The 16,677-nt window shown below is 45.6% G+C and carries 16 protein-coding genes; 6 read left to right on the top strand and 10 right to left on the bottom strand.

Features of this window, described 5'->3' with window-relative positions:
• Positions 1 to 71: 71 nt before the first annotated feature.
• From B5066_RS01415 to B5066_RS01385, 7 genes are all read right to left on the bottom strand, one after another.
• Positions 72 to 680: an alpha/beta hydrolase gene (locus tag B5066_RS01415; protein WP_079474180.1), complete on the bottom strand. Its 609-nt coding sequence runs from the start codon at positions 678 to 680 to the stop codon at positions 72 to 74.
• Positions 681 to 789: 109 nt separating this feature from the next.
• Positions 790 to 1,236: a MarR family winged helix-turn-helix transcriptional regulator gene (locus tag B5066_RS01410; RefSeq protein WP_079474358.1), complete on the bottom strand. Its 447-nt coding sequence runs from the start codon at positions 1,234 to 1,236 to the stop codon at positions 790 to 792.
• Between the two features lie 86 nt (positions 1,237 to 1,322).
• Positions 1,323 to 1,658: a hypothetical protein gene (locus B5066_RS01405; RefSeq protein ID WP_079474179.1), complete on the bottom strand. Its 336-nt coding sequence runs from the start codon at positions 1,656 to 1,658 to the stop codon at positions 1,323 to 1,325.
• A gap of 94 nt (positions 1,659 to 1,752) precedes the next feature.
• Positions 1,753 to 2,004: a hypothetical protein gene (locus tag B5066_RS01400; RefSeq protein ID WP_079474178.1), complete on the bottom strand. Its 252-nt coding sequence runs from the start codon at positions 2,002 to 2,004 to the stop codon at positions 1,753 to 1,755.
• Between the two features lie 77 nt (positions 2,005 to 2,081).
• Complete coding sequence (locus tag B5066_RS01395) at positions 2,082 to 3,107, bottom strand: LysM peptidoglycan-binding domain-containing protein (RefSeq protein WP_342351574.1); 1,026 nt, start codon at positions 3,105 to 3,107, stop codon at positions 2,082 to 2,084.
• A 230-nt stretch (positions 3,108 to 3,337) separates the two neighbouring features.
• Entirely contained in the window at positions 3,338 to 4,354 is a 1,017-nt protein-coding gene (gene galE, locus B5066_RS01390; RefSeq protein WP_079474176.1) for a UDP-glucose 4-epimerase GalE, read from the bottom strand.
• Positions 4,355 to 4,461: 107 nt separating this feature from the next.
• Complete coding sequence (locus B5066_RS01385; protein ID WP_179124006.1) at positions 4,462 to 5,247, bottom strand: glycoside hydrolase family 191 protein; 786 nt, start codon at positions 5,245 to 5,247, stop codon at positions 4,462 to 4,464.
• 283 nt (positions 5,248 to 5,530) lie between these two features.
• Between B5066_RS01385 and B5066_RS01380 the strand changes: the two genes are divergently transcribed.
• Genes B5066_RS01380 through pelG form a run of 5 tightly spaced genes read left to right on the top strand, consistent with a single transcriptional unit; the run spans position 5,531 to position 12,397 of the window.
• Complete coding sequence (locus B5066_RS01380; protein ID WP_079474174.1) at positions 5,531 to 6,766, top strand: hypothetical protein; 1,236 nt, start codon at positions 5,531 to 5,533, stop codon at positions 6,764 to 6,766.
• Positions 6,756 to 7,691: a tetratricopeptide repeat protein gene (locus B5066_RS01375; protein WP_079474173.1), complete on the top strand. Its 936-nt coding sequence runs from the start codon at positions 6,756 to 6,758 to the stop codon at positions 7,689 to 7,691. The genes B5066_RS01380 and B5066_RS01375 overlap by 11 nt, the downstream gene beginning before the upstream one ends.
• A complete protein-coding gene (locus B5066_RS01370; RefSeq protein WP_079474172.1) occupies positions 7,688 to 9,526 on the top strand; it encodes a DUF2194 domain-containing protein in 1,839 nt (612 codons plus the stop codon). Before B5066_RS01375 ends, B5066_RS01370 begins: the two co-directional genes overlap by 4 nt.
• Positions 9,523 to 10,944 (top strand): GT4 family glycosyltransferase PelF, encoded by a 1,422-nt coding sequence (gene pelF, locus B5066_RS01365; RefSeq protein WP_079474171.1) that lies wholly within the window; start codon positions 9,523 to 9,525, stop codon positions 10,942 to 10,944. The genes B5066_RS01370 and pelF overlap by 4 nt, the downstream gene beginning before the upstream one ends.
• Positions 10,925 to 12,397 (top strand): exopolysaccharide Pel transporter PelG, encoded by a 1,473-nt coding sequence (gene pelG / locus B5066_RS01360; RefSeq protein WP_079474170.1) that lies wholly within the window; start codon positions 10,925 to 10,927, stop codon positions 12,395 to 12,397. Before pelF ends, pelG begins: the two co-directional genes overlap by 20 nt.
• A gap of 47 nt (positions 12,398 to 12,444) precedes the next feature.
• Here pelG and B5066_RS01355 read toward each other — a convergent pair whose 3' ends face one another.
• The 3 genes from B5066_RS01355 to B5066_RS01345 all read right to left on the bottom strand — a co-directional run bounded on the left by B5066_RS01355 (position 12,445) and on the right by B5066_RS01345 (position 15,691).
• Complete coding sequence (locus B5066_RS01355) at positions 12,445 to 13,860, bottom strand: right-handed parallel beta-helix repeat-containing protein (protein WP_079474169.1); 1,416 nt, start codon at positions 13,858 to 13,860, stop codon at positions 12,445 to 12,447.
• Positions 13,861 to 13,971: 111 nt separating this feature from the next.
• The gene (locus B5066_RS01350; RefSeq protein ID WP_079474357.1) at positions 13,972 to 14,454 is read right to left on the bottom strand and encodes a DUF4188 domain-containing protein; all 483 of its coding nucleotides are present in this window, start codon (positions 14,452 to 14,454) and stop codon (positions 13,972 to 13,974) included.
• A 151-nt stretch (positions 14,455 to 14,605) separates the two neighbouring features.
• Complete coding sequence (locus B5066_RS01345; protein WP_143745375.1) at positions 14,606 to 15,691, bottom strand: citrate synthase/methylcitrate synthase; 1,086 nt, start codon at positions 15,689 to 15,691, stop codon at positions 14,606 to 14,608.
• A 112-nt stretch (positions 15,692 to 15,803) separates the two neighbouring features.
• Between B5066_RS01345 and B5066_RS01340 the strand changes: the two genes are divergently transcribed.
• The gene (locus B5066_RS01340; RefSeq protein WP_079474168.1) at positions 15,804 to 16,667 is read left to right on the top strand and encodes a LysR family transcriptional regulator; all 864 of its coding nucleotides are present in this window, start codon (positions 15,804 to 15,806) and stop codon (positions 16,665 to 16,667) included.
• Positions 16,668 to 16,677: the final 10 nt, after the last annotated feature.

Raw genomic sequence — 16,677 nt, 5'->3', positions numbered from 1 at the left:
ACCACCATTTCTTTTAACACCAGTGTATTTTTGATGTAAGACTGTGCGCCCCTTTCACGCACGAAAGACATTTACAGTACTGTATGCTTATACCATTCAGCCGCCTGGGCCACTTCTTCCCTGGTTAGCTGGTGGCCCCCGTCTTCCCAGTGGAGGGTGACAGCTGCGCCGGCTGCTTCAAGCATTTCCGCGAGCTCTTCTGTTTCTTCCGGACGGCAGATAGGGTCATTCTTTCCCGCTCCGATGAATACAGGCATCCCTGTTAAATCCGGCAGCTGAATGCCCCGGCGCGGCACCATCGGGTGAAACAGCGCTGCTCCTTTTACCGGCTGTTCATAATGGAAAAGAAGATTTGCAGCAATATTGGCCCCGTTGGAATATCCAATTGCTATGACGTTTTCCCGGTCAAAGGAATGCTCAGCAGATGCAGTATCTATGAATTCATACAGGCCGCCGGTCTGTTTCATCAAATCTTCTTCATCGAACACACCTTCAGCCAGCCGTTTAAAGAATCTCGGCATGCCGTTTTCTGTAATATTTCCCCGCACTCCTAGTATTGAGGCGGAGTTATCGATCATACCCGCTACTGGCAGCAAATCATTCTCTGTGCCTCCTGTACCGTGGAGCAGCATGAATGTTGGTTTGTTTTGGTCGTTCCCCTGTTGAAAAATGTGTTTCACTGTAATCCTCCTTCAATGGCAGTAATATGATAAACATTAACTTTGTTTATTCACTTTCAATTATTTCGATACCATATATCTTTAATTCAAGATAATAATATAAAAAAATTTATTTTTCGAGAGAAAGGCCTAATTTTTTCAACATAGCTATAAATGTTTCTTTTTCTTTTTCATCAAGTATACTGAACATTTCCTGAATAGCCGCCTGATGCTGGGGAAAAATCTCGTCCATCAAGGCAGACCCTTCTTCTGTGATACACACATTAATAATCCTCCGGTCTTGCGGACAACGGCTTCGAAGGAGATACTTTTTCTTTTCGAGTTTGTCAATAACGTATGTCATGCTCCCGCTCGAGAGCAGAATTTTTTCCCCGATGCGCTGAATAGCCTGTTCTCCTTTGTGATACAAAAGCTCAAGTACAGCAAATTCGGTAGGATTCAATCCGTGCGCACGGATATCCTCCCGTATTTTTTCTTCCACTGCGTGATTAGCTCTTGATAATACGACTAACGATTTTAAAGCAAGGTCCTGGCCACTATTTGTATTACTCATCATCATCATCATACCCTTAATTAAAATATCTTTAATTAAAGATAATACTACACTTAGCTTTTTAATATGTCAAGATCCTGTAAATTAATTTAAAAAACGACCGTCCTTCCAAAGAGAAGAACATGTATAGTTACTTTAGTCATAACAGTTTTTTTCTTTCTTTTCTTTTCCTTCATGAGTATCACTTTTTCTTTTCTTTTCCGCGGAGGCAGGATCCAACGGTAGCTTTCCTTCCATTCATTTCCCTCTTCTACGGCAAAATTCTTATGAAGGCTGAAATACAATAAATAAAGCAGACTCAATACGTGGATGCCTTTCATCCAGCCGGCAAACAGCGGTTGCGGAGTAAAGGCCTCTAAAAGAATATCTGCAGCAGCAATGATGGCTAAAATTACTTTAAACGAAAATACCAGTAATAATATCACAGGCACTTGCTCCTTCCCGAAAAGCTATTATACCAAAAAAGCAGCTGCAATCCTCTTTTTTCCAAAAATATAACCGGCCGATGATTTCGGCCGGTTATTCGTTTTCGCCTTTTTCGAGTGTCCCGTCCAGGTGAAAAACAACTCCGCGCTGCTCTATCGTTGTCTGACCCATCTCAAATAGTACTGTTCCTGCCTGCGGGGTGAGACGGTCCTTCGTTTCGTAATTCACGTGCACGGCCCGCTCATCATTTTTTTCCACGAAATTGATCGTATACTGAATGTTATGGCCTTCGCTGCTTTTAGTAGTATGCGTGCCTTTTTCTGGTTTAAACGTAATTTCGGTCATTGAAGAACCTCCCTTTTCTTACGGTCTGGTTCTCTTTACCCGCCCAGCGTTCACGTTCAACCATCTAATATTTATTATTATGAAGCAATTTTCAATACCCGGCCGACACTAATCACACTCGTATTGGAAATATTATTATCCGCAGCAATTTTTTGAACCGTAGTGTCATATCTTCTAGCGATGCTATATAGCGTATCCCCCGCTTTCACAGTGTACGTAGTGGAGGAAGCAGGCGGAGCGGTCGTGCCTTTACCTGGAATTTTCAGGACCTGACCGACCCGGATCACGTTCGAGCTCGTCGGGATGCCGTTCGCTTTTTTCAGCTCGGTCACGCTTACGTTGTTACGGTTCGCGATGCTGTACAGCGTGTCCCCTGATTTCACGGTATATGAAGCCCCGTCCGAAGGTGCACCCTGAAGCTGCAGTAATTCTGAGACTGTTACAAATTTGTAGCCTTGTGCTTTCAGCTTCGTAATCATCTCCGGCAGCGCAGCTGGCGTACCAGGGGCGCCTGCTCCGGTATGCATCAATACGATGGAGCCTGGTTCAATATTATTCACTACTTTATTCAGCACCTGGGTTTTCGAAAGGCCCCTCCAGTCAATTGTATCGATATTCCAGTGAAGAGTATGCGTATAGCCGGCATCTCCTACTGCTTTAAGCACGGTGGAATTGGTAGCGCCAAACGGAGCCCGAAAAATTGGCTTGGTTGATTTACCGGTAGTGCTTTTCACCAGGGCTTCGGTGTCTGCTAATTCTTTTTTCATTTTAGTAGTGGAAATGGTGGTGAAATCAGGATGGGAGTATGAATGATTGCCGAGCTGGTGTCCGGCAGCAGCGATATTCCGTATGGACTGCGGATGATCCTTCGTTCCGCCCCCCGTTAAGAAAAAGGTCGCTTTTACGTTGTGAGTCGACAGTGTCTGAAGAATTCTCGAAATGTTTGCCCCGTCCGCGCCGTCATCAAAAGTCAGTGCTACTACCTTGCTAGAAGTGTTGCCTTTCACTACATACTTTGAACTGGCGGCATCCGCCTGCAACGGGAACGAAAAACAGGTAACAAGCAAAAACACTAGAAGGACAGCGGCTTTTAACCACTTCATACCCATCCTGCTCACCCCATTTATTTAGTTATGCCGGTCACCCGGCATATGTACGAGTGAACAATCATTCATTATTTCCTTTATTATACTTCTAATTTAGTAATAAGTACCGTGCTTAAAGCACTATATTTTATACATATAAAGTACATTTTTTTAGAAATATCTCTTAAATTTAGAAATAAAAACAAAAAAAGCCTGATAAAACAGGCTTTTTTCTTAACAGTTACTATTTACAGAGTGGAATATCCTTCCGGATTATGTTTAATCCAACGCCAGGAATCTTCGCACATATCTTTGACTCCTTTATCAGCGGTCCAGCCCAGCTCGTCACGTGCCTTAGCTGGATCTGCATAACAAACAGCAATATCTCCCGGACGGCGGTTCTTTATTTCATACGGAACTTCTTTTCCGGAGGCTTTTTCGAATGCTTCTACTAATTCCAGTACGCTGTAGCCCTGTCCGGTGCCAAGATTAAATTCTCCGATTCCAGGCCCCTCCATTGATTTATGCAGAGCACTCAAATGGCCCTTTGCAAGATCTACCACGTGAATATAGTCGCGCACTCCCGTGCCGTCCTTTGTAGGGTAATCATCGCCGAACACGTTCAGCTGCGGAAGCTTTCCGACCGCTACCTGTGTTATATACGGCATCAAATTATTCGGGATGCCGCTTGGAGATTCCCCGATTCGGCCGCTCGGATGGGCACCGATCGGATTAAAGTACCGGAGGATGGAAATACTCCATTCGTGATCGGACACATAAAGATCCCGGAGAATATCTTCAATCATTAGTTTCGAATTTCCATACGGATTCGTTGCCTGCAGCTCAAAGTCTTCTGTAATTGGATTTGTTTTTGGCGTACCATATACTGTAGCCGAGGACGAAAAAATCATTTTCTTTACATTAAATTTTTTCATTGTTTCAAGAAGAATAATACTTCCGGTAATATTGTTATGGTAGTATTTGAGCGGAACTTCCACTGATTCTCCAACCGCCTTTAATCCTGCGAGGTGAATAACCGCTTCGATGTCGAATCTTTCAAATATGCTCTCCATTTCTTTGCGGTCAAGCAGATCCACATCGAAGTATTCGAGGCTTTTTCCAGTAATTTCTTCCACCCGCCTCAGAGAGACGGGACGGCTGTTGGAAAAATTATCAATAACTATTACTTCATGGCCTTCTTCCAACAGCTCTACGCAAATATGGCTTCCTATATACCCCGCGCCTCCGGTTACTAGTATCATCACTGATCTCCCCCAAAATTTGGTTATTTATTATTTCCAAACTACATCATTTTCTTTTGAATAACAACACTCTTCTACGAAAGAATCTTTGCTGTCCTGCTTTCTTTGCCCTACTCCCAGACGTTATATCCATGCGTAGAATGAAAATGGCAGAAGCCATGAGATTCTGCATACTTCCGGCTTTCTTTTTCTTCCCTTCCCGAGACGGTCAGCACTTCAATTTTATATTTTTTCCGCAGCTTTTTTAATTTGGCAATTTTCTGTTGCGCCCATTCATCCCCAGCAACTGCAGAATAATCAAATCCTTCCCACATAATGCCGGCTACAAACGGGTACGTAGTCGTGCTGAGTGTATCGAAACCCCAATTTTGGATGACGGCCAGCTGCGAATGTTTTTCTTTAATACCCCGCATAAATGCAGCTATCGCCACCCGCTGTTCCCGCAGTGTTTTCGGGTGGTTTTCATGCTCGTCATCGATATTTCCCACCGTGTCTAAAAACACGCCATCACACCCTTTGGCGTGAATCTGTTTCGTTACTTCGTTCAAAAGCACCTCACGGTAGTGAGAGGCATTCATGTCCATTAAATAGGAATCCCACTGTTTGTAATATACGAGGGTCCCGTGGCGCCGGAAAAAATCTTTTTCGTCCAGCTGTACATATAAAGATTCATTCCACCGGTCAGCTTCCATCGCATTAATATAGCCGTAAACTCTTGTGCCTGCCCGCTGAATGTACTTTACCTGCTGCCTTGTATAGTATACCGGCTCGATGATCACCACATCATAATTTTTCATCTTTTTGAGTATGGTTTTGTTTGGAGAATCATAAAAAATCTTGTAATTTTTTATTTCACCCATTGAAGGAGCGCCATGAGAAGCGGGTTTCAGCTTCATTAGAAAAGACTCATAAAAAAATAGAGAAAAATTTGTAACAAAAATCATTTTTTGTGAGATAATACCCATAATGCTCCCCCTTATAGATAGTAATCACGCGTTAAAGCACAGAGATAGGACTGGTCCTTTTTAAGTGCAGGGATTTATGAACCATGCCATTAAACCCTGAAGACCGCATTTTCAATTCTTTTGTAAGTATAAAGTTTTACTGATCTTACCCTGAGAGTGCGGTCCTGGCAATACGGTACATAAACCTAATATAACTTTTTGAAGAGGTGATGGGATGATTTACACGCAGAAAAATGTGTGGAGAAAAGTTGCGGAGCTGCTCGTTGTCGTTCTTGTACTGGGAGTCATCGATCAGGCATTTCAGTTGGGAATGCTTGATTGGACGCTTAATCCATTTTTGTTTGTTATATTGTTTTTTTCTCTGCGATACGGCATTAATATTGCCATTCTGAGCTTTTTTACGACCCTTGTGTATCATGTTATTGCCACGTTCACAGCAGGCGATGATTTATTTCTGCTGTTTTATGATACCGGTGACTATCTTTATTTATTGTTTTCCCTGCTTTTGGCTGTTATATGCGGCCTTTACAGCTCGTCCTACCGGGAGCGTTACGAAAGCCTTACGTACACCCAGGATGAATTAAAAGATGATAATAAAGAACTGACCAAAACCATTAGAGAACTCGAGGAGTCCCAGCGTGTCATGCAAGAGAAGGTACTGGATTCCGAGCATACTCTTGCCCAGATTTACCAGGTCGGCCTCAAGCTCGATCAGCCGACGCCGGAGCTTGTGCGAAACGAAGCCATTGCGATTATCTCCGATTTATTTAAAGCTGATGATATTGCGATTTATCACGTCGACTCGTCTAAAAGATCTCTCCGTCTGAGAGTCCGCCAGGGAAGCTCGCAGGTGCTCCCACAAACTGTATTTCTAAGCGAAGAATCTTCTTTTTACCAACGTTTATTTACAGAAAAAGCAATCACGCTTCGCAACGTCAAAGACGAGCAAAACGCTCCGGTAATTGCCGGCCCTATTGTTTATAATAAAGAAATTCAGGAAGTGCTGATTATCGATCAGCTTGATTTCGCCCGCCTCACTACCCATGAAATTCAAATCATGTCCTTTGTGCTCGACTGGATTTCCAATCGTATTGAAAAAGCACGTGAGTGGCAGGCGAAGGATGAAGAGAAACAAATGCTTCCAGGTACAAACGTCTATTATAAAGAAGCCTTCGACGCCCATGTGGCTCAGCAGGACGTGCGCCAGGAAGAATACGGTGTGCCTTACAGCACGGTAGCCATTCAGTTTGACCGCTTTGAAGGAATGTCTGTCGCCGAAGCTGAGGTTATTTTACGGACTTATCTGCGCGAAATAGATATTATTGGCTTTGAGTCCAACCAAAGCGTTCTCTATTTCCTTCTCCCGGGCACCGATGCTGAAAACGCCCAAGTAGTAGAAAAGCGGATCAAGAAAGCCTTAAAGGAAAAAGGAGGTACTCATGCTGGGTAATCTCACACAGCCGACGATACTAGTGATCCTTTTTTACATTGTTCACGCCGTCGTTTTATTTGCAGCAGCAAAAGTTGCAAAAAAAAGACTTCAGTCCGAGCAGCACGGAGCTGTCATTTGGATAGTGCTGATCAGCTGTTTTCTTCCACTGCTTGGGGAAGCGCTGGGCCTCCTCGCCTGGTGGGCTTCCAAGCGGGTGGATTCAAATAAAATCGTCTCTGACTATACAGACTACGTAAAGTTTCAGCCGATTAACCTGGAACACCTGCGACACGAAGCAAAAGACAACAAAAATCTCACTCCTCTGATGGAAGCATTCACAAATGATAATCAGCCGGATCGTAAAAGCTTAATGCTGAAGCTTATCAACTCCAACATCTCAGACAAAGGAAAGTATTTAAACCTCGGTCTTAACAATGATGATTCGGAAACTGTACACTATGCGGCGACGACGATGAATCTGCTTGTGGACCGCTACGAAAAAAATCTTGATACAGCGAGGGCAGAGCATGAACACTTCTACAGTGAAGAGACTCTCAGTAGATTAATAGGTATTTACCGCGGCTATCTGGACAGCCGTTTACTGGATGACCATTCGCAGGAGCACCTCCGCTATGTATTTCTTCAATTTTTGGAACAGTCGGCCAAGGATTTCCCAGGCCATATGGAGGTTTTTAACCAGCTTGGATATATTTACCTGCAGCACGGCTCTGCGACCCAGGCGGTTAATACGTATATGTATATGCTCCAGGCATTTCCTCACAAAGCTGACGGCTATTTAAATTTAATTGAGTATTATTATAACCAAAAAGATTGGTCCGGGATTGAGCAGGTGCTCACCCGGATGCATGAAAATGTGGATGCAGATAAAATACCGGAAAACCGCCAGTATATTGTCAGGCAGATGGGGGGTGTCGTTTCGTGAGAAAACAGATGATGAAATCAACGGTGGGGCTCTTTGTGGTGATTTTAAGCGTCCTTCTTATTCTTCAATTCATCAGGCTCGAACGTTTTCAGCTTTGGCTCCCCCACCAGGCCTCAAATACAGCGGAAAAAACGGAAACAATGAACTCAAGCAACGCGGAAACGGCAGGGGAAGAAATGAACATCTACGTGCACGAAAACGACAGCGACCTTTCTAAAAACACGTTGAATAACTTTGAACATGCCCTGGATTACGCCAAAGTGCCTTATACCGAAATTTCTCAGGACGAAATTGCAGACCTTGAGCCCTCTCCTTATAATGTGCTTGTGCTTGCCGGCGAACACGCCGAGGAATGGCCTTTTGAAGAGATAGAATCATTTGTCGAAGAAGGGGGCCGTCTCTTTATCGGAGCCCGTTTTATCGATACACGCTACAACGAAATGCTCGGTATCGATGATGTGAATGATTTCAGCAACCGGCAGGGTCTGACGTTTGAGCAGGAACTTTTTCCAGGCTATACGGACCTTGGCAATGATTCAGCACTTTTTTCGCACAGCATCGCCAACATGACGCTGCGTGAAGGAGCCGAGCCTTATTTATCCACTGAAGGCGACCCGTTGATGTGGACCAATGAATACGGGGATGGCAAAGCTCTTTTTTGGAATACGACTGCTATGGAAATGAAAAATGCACGCGGCATGCTTCTCCAATCACTTTCTATTCTTCCGCCTGCTTTTGCAAGCAGCCAGGCTGATATTAAAATGGCCCACATTGACGATTTCCCTGCGCCAGCACCATCGGCGGAAGATGAGCAAATTGCCAGTCAATACAACATGTCTGTGGAAGACTTTTATGCCGATGTCTGGTGGGAGGACATGAAACAAATCGGCATGGATCATGACCTTACGTACACCGGGTTAATAATTGGCACATACCAGGATACGATGGATCTCACAGCGGAAGAACTTATTGAAAGTGACCGATTCCCCCTGCTTTTCTTCGGCAGAAACGTCTACCGGCACGACGGGGAGATCGGCCTGCACGGTTACAATCACCAGCCGCTTGTAACCGAAGACGATCCTATGGATCCCGAACTTTTATACACCCCGTGGGAAGATAAAGAAAAAATGAAGGAGTCACTGACACGGGTAGAAGAAGTATTTCAGCATTACTATCCTGAAGAAGAGTTCAAAACGTATGTCCCTCCTTCCAACGTTTTAAACAGAACGGGAATTGAAGCAATCCATGAAGCTCTGCCAAGCATCAATACGATCGCTTCCCTCTATACCGGCGAAGGGGAAGGAAGCTTTATCCAGGAGTTTGAAGAAGACGAAAAATATCCGTCACTTTACCATTTCCCCCGTATTTCCAGTGGATATTGGGAAAGCGCGGATTCACAATTTATTCAGGCAGACGCTATTGCCAACTTCGGCGTGTTTTCCCACTTTATTCACCCGGATGACGTGCTTGACCCGGACCGGGCCTATGGGGACGGCTGGGAGGATATGAAAGCTCAGTTTGAGGACATGGCGGTTTTTGTCGAAAACACTTATCCATACCTCGACAGCATGACCCAGGCGCAGGCGACTGAACGAATAAAAAGCTACCAGGCCTCAAACATTGAAGTCACGTACAATGAAGACAGAATTATGATTCAGGGGGAAAACCTGCTTGAGCCATCCACCATGATGCTTCGTGTTGATAAAGGCACTTCTATCGAAACGGGAAGCTTTGATTTCGGTTCAATCGAAGCCTATGGGGACACCGGCACACTGTACCGTCTCACTCTTGAAGAGCCGCAGGCTGAAATTCCATTAAAGGATGATGCTTCATGAAAATAGGCATGGTTGTAGAAGGCAGCTATCCGTACGTAAGCGGCGGGGTGGCCAGCTGGGTGCAGATGCTCGTAAAACAGATGCCCGAGCATGAATTCATCATCATCGCCATTACCCCAGAGCCGATTTCCCCGGAGGACTATCGTTATGAACTGCCCGGCAATATTTCGCAGGTGCTTAATCTTCCGCTGAACATGCAGCAGCCGAGACGGCAGCGTAATTTCTCTCTGACTCCGGTGGACGAAGAAGCCATCACTGAGTGGATGATGTTTGAATCCGTCCGTTCGGATGCCCTTCTTGCTCTAGGCCAGAAGCTTGGAGGCACGGAAAACTTTTTCTCCAGCGGCCTGTTCTGGGAAATTGTGCAGCAGAGTTATGATAAAGAAAAACAGTCCGGCTCATTTATTGACTATTTCTGGATGTGGCGCGGCATGTTTGCGCCCGTTATCGAACTGCTGCAATTCTCATTTCCAGACCTTGATATTGTTCATTCGGCTTCAACAGGCTACGCCGGGATGGTGGCTGCTGCTATTAAACAGCAGCAGGGTATTCCGTATCTGCTGACCGAGCACGGGATCTATTCCAGGGAGCGGGAGGAAGAGATTCTGCAGGCTGACTGGATACCGGACTACTATAAGCAGCGCTGGATTACGTTTTTCCATCATCTTTCGCGTCAAGCGTACAAAGAAGCTGATGATGTAATCACACTTTTCGCCCGTAACGGGGAACTGCAGGAGGAGATCGGAGCCGATCCGGCTAAAATTGAAATCATTCCAAACGGAATCGACTACTCCCGTTTATCACTTGTCGAAAAGGATAAACACCATCGTTCGTACGTTCATATCGGGGCTATTGTACGCGTCGTTCCCATTAAAGACATTAAGACGATGATCCATGCCGGCAACATTTTAAAAAGCCGGTCCGTCCCCTTTAAACTCACTATTATGGGACCGCTTGATGAAGATCTCGAATATGCCGGCGAGTGCCGGCGTCTTGTCGATCAGCTTGGTCTGCAGGACCACGTTTTTCTTGTCGGAAAAGTTAATATTACTGATTACCTGCCTACCTTTGATGTGTGCTTGCTGACAAGTATTTCCGAAGGCCAGCCCCTCGCCGTTCTCGAAGGTATGGCAGCAGGGCTTCCATTTATTGCAACAAATGTCGGCTCCTGCTCGGAGCTGATTCACGGACGGGAAGGGGACCCATACGGGCCTGCCGGCTTTGTCGTTCCTCCGGTTAATCCGGATCAGGTCGCCCAGCGCTGCGAGTGGATCTACCAGCACCCGGAGGAAGCGGAAAAGTTTGGCCGCAACGGCCAAAACCGGGTCGAAGCATATTACCAGATTCACCAGTTTATTCAGGAATACACAGAACGTTATCATCAAAGGGGGGTCGAATATGGCCGGCATAGGGTTTAAACTTCAGCAGTTATTCCAGGAAGACTATTTTTCCTCCAGGATGAAAGCCTATGCTTTCGCCGGCCTGGTAACGGCCGGGCCCTGGATTGTTGTTATCGCCACGATTGCAATGATCCAATGGTTTTCCATGGTGTTTCTTCCTGTTACGCTGCAGGAAAGGGAGCTGTTCAACTTATCTATTTCCTATTCGTTTATATTTTCCCAGGTGCTTTTTGGTATCCAGCAGTTGGTAGTCACGCGGTATGTGGCAGATTTATTCTATGAAAAAAAGACGAATAAAGTGTTTCCAACATTTCTTGGCATGACGAAAGTAACTCTTTTTCTGGTGGTAACCGCCTGGCTTATCTTTATATGGATAAGCTCTCTCCCATTTCTGTATGAGCTTTTGCTCCTTGTGTTATTTGTAACCATTAACTTGATCTGGGTCCTGTTTTTATTCTTAAGTGCCGCAAAGTTTTACCAGGCCGTTGCCTACAGTTTTTTATCCGGCGCAGTGATTGCCGTCGGCATGGTATTTCTTCTCGGCCGCTCTGCGGAAGCTTTTATGTTTATTCCTCATGCTACGAGCTTTATGCTTTTGCTTGGCTTTACGAGCGGCATGATTGTCACATTGTTCGGGCTGCTGTTTTCGATGCTGATTACGTTTCCGCTTCATACATCGGACAGCCAGTTTCAATACATCGGCTATTTCGACAAATATCCGACCCTCTTCTGGACCGGATTTTTGTATAACGTCGGTATCTGGGTGTGTAACTGGATTATCTGGTTTGGCGAGGGAAGATCAATTCTACTTGATACGTTTGTCTATAATCGGGTATACGACACAGCGATTTTTTGGTCCTATCTGACGATTATTCCTACGCTGATTATCTTTGTGGTGTCGGTAGAGACCCGTTTCTACGAACGCTACCGTTCATTTTACGGCTATATCAATCAAGGCGGTACGCTTCAACAGATCAAATCGTCAAAAGAATCTATGCAATACGTCTTAAAGCAGGAGCTTGAGCGGCTCGTGCGCAGCCAGGGCCTGATTTCCATAGTGATCATCTTATCGATTGGCTACGCTGCCACTTTTGTCCCCGTCGAAAACGACATTATCTCAATCTTCCGTTTTACAACGGTCGGAGCGTTTTCAAACGCGATGGTTCTTGTCCTCACGCTTATCCTTCTTTACTTTGAAGACCGGCGCGGCGCGATGATTACTTCCATCCTGTTTTTCTCTTTAAACGCTGTACTCACCTTCCTGTTGCTTCCTTTCGGCTTTAACGGCTATGGACTCAGCTTTGCCCTCGGATCGAGCGGTGCCCTGCTGTTTGCTCTGCTCCGCCTTACGTACTTTATCGAAAAAGTCGATTATTTCGCTTTTTGCAACCCGAACAACCTTGAGCGCCCAAATCCGCCCACGCTGTTCACAAAACTCAGCCAGTGGATGAACAAACGAACTATTCTTTAAAAGCATACGAAAGAGCCGGACGGATGCTGCTCCCCGTCCGGCTCTTTTTATTCTATGACCTCACGTGCGGGAGAATCCTGGGACAGTTCAAAATTGTAATTAGAGGCATTTTTGTATTCGGGGTTCACGTAGCGGGAATTAGTTCCACTGTCGACCAGGGACTGGAATTCATTGAGCGTAGATACCTGTTCATTTTCCCATACCCAAATACTTTCTTTTCCCTTTTCCCGATGGTACACATTTTGCCTGAATTCATTGCCTGTGTTGTTTTCAAAGTAATTGGCGATAAACACACGTGAACTGCTTGCCGTTAAAATATTATTTTCAATGCGGTTGTTTTCCGTATCATTTTGAAGCAGCAGCTGCCCGCCGTCTAAATCTTTTGTATCATTACGGTACATAATATTTTCTGCGATCGTACTGTCTTTCGTACCACCGCGTTTTTCGTCATACCCACCGATTGATATGCCGGTAAAATTATTCTCATAAACTGTATTCCCGGTAATCCGGATATCGTCCGCATGCTCCCCGTCCTGCTCTGAAGTAGCTTCAATACCCAGGTCATTCCGGTAGACTGTATTGTTTTTTATATCAATATCGCTGCCGCCATCCACATAGATACCGCCCGCGCCGTAAACCTCTCCCTCTCCGTAAGCAGGGTTGCCATATGAAGAGTTATCATAAACCGTATTATTTTCCACTGTGCCATTCCGGGTATAGTCAAGGGCCGGGTCGTCCCCCACATCTTCATATCCAATCATGTCAATCCCAATATTATCGTTATGGCGCACTGTGTTTGAAGCAATCGTAAAATCTTCTACATTACCATTCAGTACTACTGCTTCACTTGAACCAAGGACCAGATCTTCCACCGTATTATTACTGATTTCGATATCCGTTACTGCTTCACGGCCGTATACAGCAATCCCATGAGCATTCCCGCTGTCTGCGTTCGTTTCTATGCCGCGGACATGATTGTTATCAACCGTGATGCCTTCAGCGCTGTCATGAACGAAAATGCCTACAGGGGTCTCATTGTTAAGCTCTGTGGATAAATCCTGTATAGTAAATCCTCGAATCGTGATAAAATCCTGGTTTTCAACCTTAATCATTGCCGTAATGCCCGCAGACTCCTCCAGGGAGCTGCCACTTAAAATCACTTCTTCGTCTTCATATGCTTCAAATGTTATCGGCTTCGAGGAGCTTCCGCTTTCCGCTACTTCTAATGGTTCTTCGTACGTGCCGCCCCGGACATATACTGTCATCCCGGGTTCTGTCTGTTCAGAAGCTGCATCCAGCGTCCGCAGGGGGTCTGACCTGCTGCCATCGTTGCTGTCGTTTCCATCAGTCGATACATAAAGGCATGCATTACCTGTTGCCTGTGTGCATTCCGAAAATAGTAGTAACCCTGCTGTGAGGCCCCCCACTAAGAGAAGCGTCAGGGCAATCCAAAGTTTTTTCATCTTATCTGCTCACTTTTTGTTAAAAATACCCTAACTAGTCGTCCTCAGGGGTGGTGCTACTATTTATTATACGCCAAAACATGAGATAAGTCCTAGTGTCTGTTTGAAATTTTATTTTTTAGCTTTCTGTCCTATTCGTTCTTCGGCTGTACCGGTCGCTTTCGTTACTGGTTCTGTACCAATAGCTTTTCCGAGACCGAACGGCGGCATGTTTACATAAATTGATTCGTATGCCCCGCTGGGCACAAGGTAGGTCTCGTGATAAATTCCAACTGCGGTGTTTCCTCTCGTTCTTTTATTAAACGTACGCCACGCCTTTAAATGCTTTGGTGCCTTCGCATATGCAAGCAGTTCTTCTTTGGAATTCCAGTACTGAATCATCATTGTCGCCGGAAATTGAACATAGCTTTGCATTCCCATACACCCCAGCTCTTTGTGCATGGATAATTCTTTTATCATCGGGGGCATCGCAAGCAGCACTGGAAGCCATTTATGCACCGCCCTCCAGTTATTAATTCTCATTCCTATCACAAACACAGTAATATCCCGATCTCCTGCTGTTGTATACCTGCCATCCCCAATTTTACTTTTCATCCCCATATCTCCTTTCGTCGTAGTTTCCCCAGGAACCACTGCCTCCCACGTTTTTTTCTTAATCATACTACCCTTCTCTCCCGCCAGCTTGCTTTTAATAAAAAACTCTCCAACTTTTTTAGCTGAAGAGTTTTTGTTAAATTTCCACCGTTTAATTTATTTTCCCAGTATATACGGACTGGGGGCGGATAATCCGGTTGTCACTTCTTTGCTCCAAAATATGGGCGCTCCAGCCGACGCTCCGGGAAAGAGCAAAAGTTGGGGTAAACAGCTCTTTAGGAAAATCAACCGCTTTTAACACAGCCGCTGCATAGAATTCTACATTTGTGTACAGCTTCCTCTCTGGTTTATACTCCTTCAGCAGCTGCACCGCTTTTTGCTCTACGTAATGCGCAGTATCAAGCCAGTCATTATCATTTGCGGTGCTTTCACATATTTTCTTTAATGCCTCTGCTCTTGGATCAATCGTTTTATACACCCTGTGGCCGAACCCCATCACCTTTTCACCGGCTTCTATTCTTTTCCGCAGCCATGCTTCGGCGTTTTCTTTACAGCCTACAGCTTCAAGCATATCCATAACTCCGCCCGGCGCCCCGCCGTGAAGCGGGCCTTTCAGGGCGCCCATCGCTCCGGCAGCAGCTGAAAAGAAGTCCGATTCAGTAGAAGCAATCACCCGTGAGGTGAAGGTGGAAGCGTTCATTCCGTGTTCCATTGTTAAAATTAAATATGCCTCGAGTGCCCGTGTCTCTGTTTCTGCTGGCTGTCGACCACGGAGCATATACAAATAATTAGCAGCGTGGGAGAGGGCGGGGTCTGCCTGCACGATTTCTTTTTTCTGAATAAGCCGGTGCCGGCTGGCGATAATAACAGGCAGCAAAGCGATCAGCCTTGCTGCTTGGCTGCGCGGTGATTCCTGTAGCGTATCCTTTTCTGCCAAGGCGGATACAGCCGCTTCAAGCACATTCATCATCTCCACATCAGCAGGCATCTGTTGTACCATCTTTTGAATATGCCCGGGCACAGTGCGCCTTTCCTTTAGCGAATCGGTGAATGCCAGCAGCTGCTGCGTATTTGGCTTTTCTCCTTCGAGTAGTAAATAGGCAGCTTCTTCGAACGAGGATTCCATCGCTATATCTGCTGCCAGGTATCCACGGTAAATCAGCTTTCCATCTTCCCCGTCCACCATACTGACAGCTGTTTCTGCAGCAATTACGTTTTCCAGTCCTTTTCCGTTCAATTTTACTTCCCCCCTTACTTTTTGTTGTATTTAGTTTAACGCGGGTGTGTAATAATAAATATTAAATAAAATTGCTTTTATTGATAAAGTTTTATTATAAGGGGAGAGCGTTATGAAATTAGAATGGCTGCAGACATTTGCTACTGCCGCTGCACATGAAAGTTTCCGCCAGGCGGCCGAAATCCTTTTTATTTCCCAGCCGGCGGTCACTATCCATATTAAAAACCTTGAAAAACAGCTGGGGTTCAACTTATTTACTACTCAGGGGCGCCGGGTTTTGTTGAGTGAGGAAGGGCGGAGATTTCTCCCGCATGCTCAGGCTGTACTTAAAAGCTATCATTCTGGTCTCAAGGATATGGAACAATGGCGCCAGGGCAAAACACGCACCCTGACGATCGTCATTTCTCCACTGCTTGCGGCATCAGTACTTCCCCGTATCATACGCATATTCACCAAAGCCCACCCGCATATTGACGTAGTTATCGATGTCCAGGAGTCGGTTTTCATCGAACGCCGCCTCCACGACGGCTCTGCTGATATTGGCCTTTCCCTGCTTCCCGCTTCTGGCAGTAATATACACCAGAAGCTTTTACACCAGGAACCGGTGCTTTTGGTCGCCCCTCATGATGGCGGCGACGCTGAAACGATGCCGCCGCTCGACGCCACTACTGTGCTTACGGAAAACGTGGTTTTTACCTATAATCATCCGGGATATTGGGATTCGCTTCTGCAGATGCTGCACACACGTTTCCCCCGGCTGCAAACTATGACAGTTTCCCAGAGCCACGTGACAAAACGATTCATTGAGGAAGGCCTTGGGGTTTCCTTTCTTCCACGTTCTGCAGTAAGAAGGGAGCTCATGGAAGGAAGAGTCCTTCATGTAAACGTTCCGGAATTCGATCTTCCGCAGGCTTCCACTTACTTGCTGTATAAGTATACAAGCGAAGAGGTATTTCAGTTTCTTTCGTATGTATAGACAAAATGCC

It is taken from the genome of Marinococcus halophilus (genome assembly GCF_900166605.1).
Taxonomy (GTDB): Bacteria; Bacillota; Bacilli; order Bacillales; family Marinococcaceae; genus Marinococcus; species Marinococcus halophilus.
This window is presented reverse-complemented; position numbering and strand designations above follow the sequence as displayed.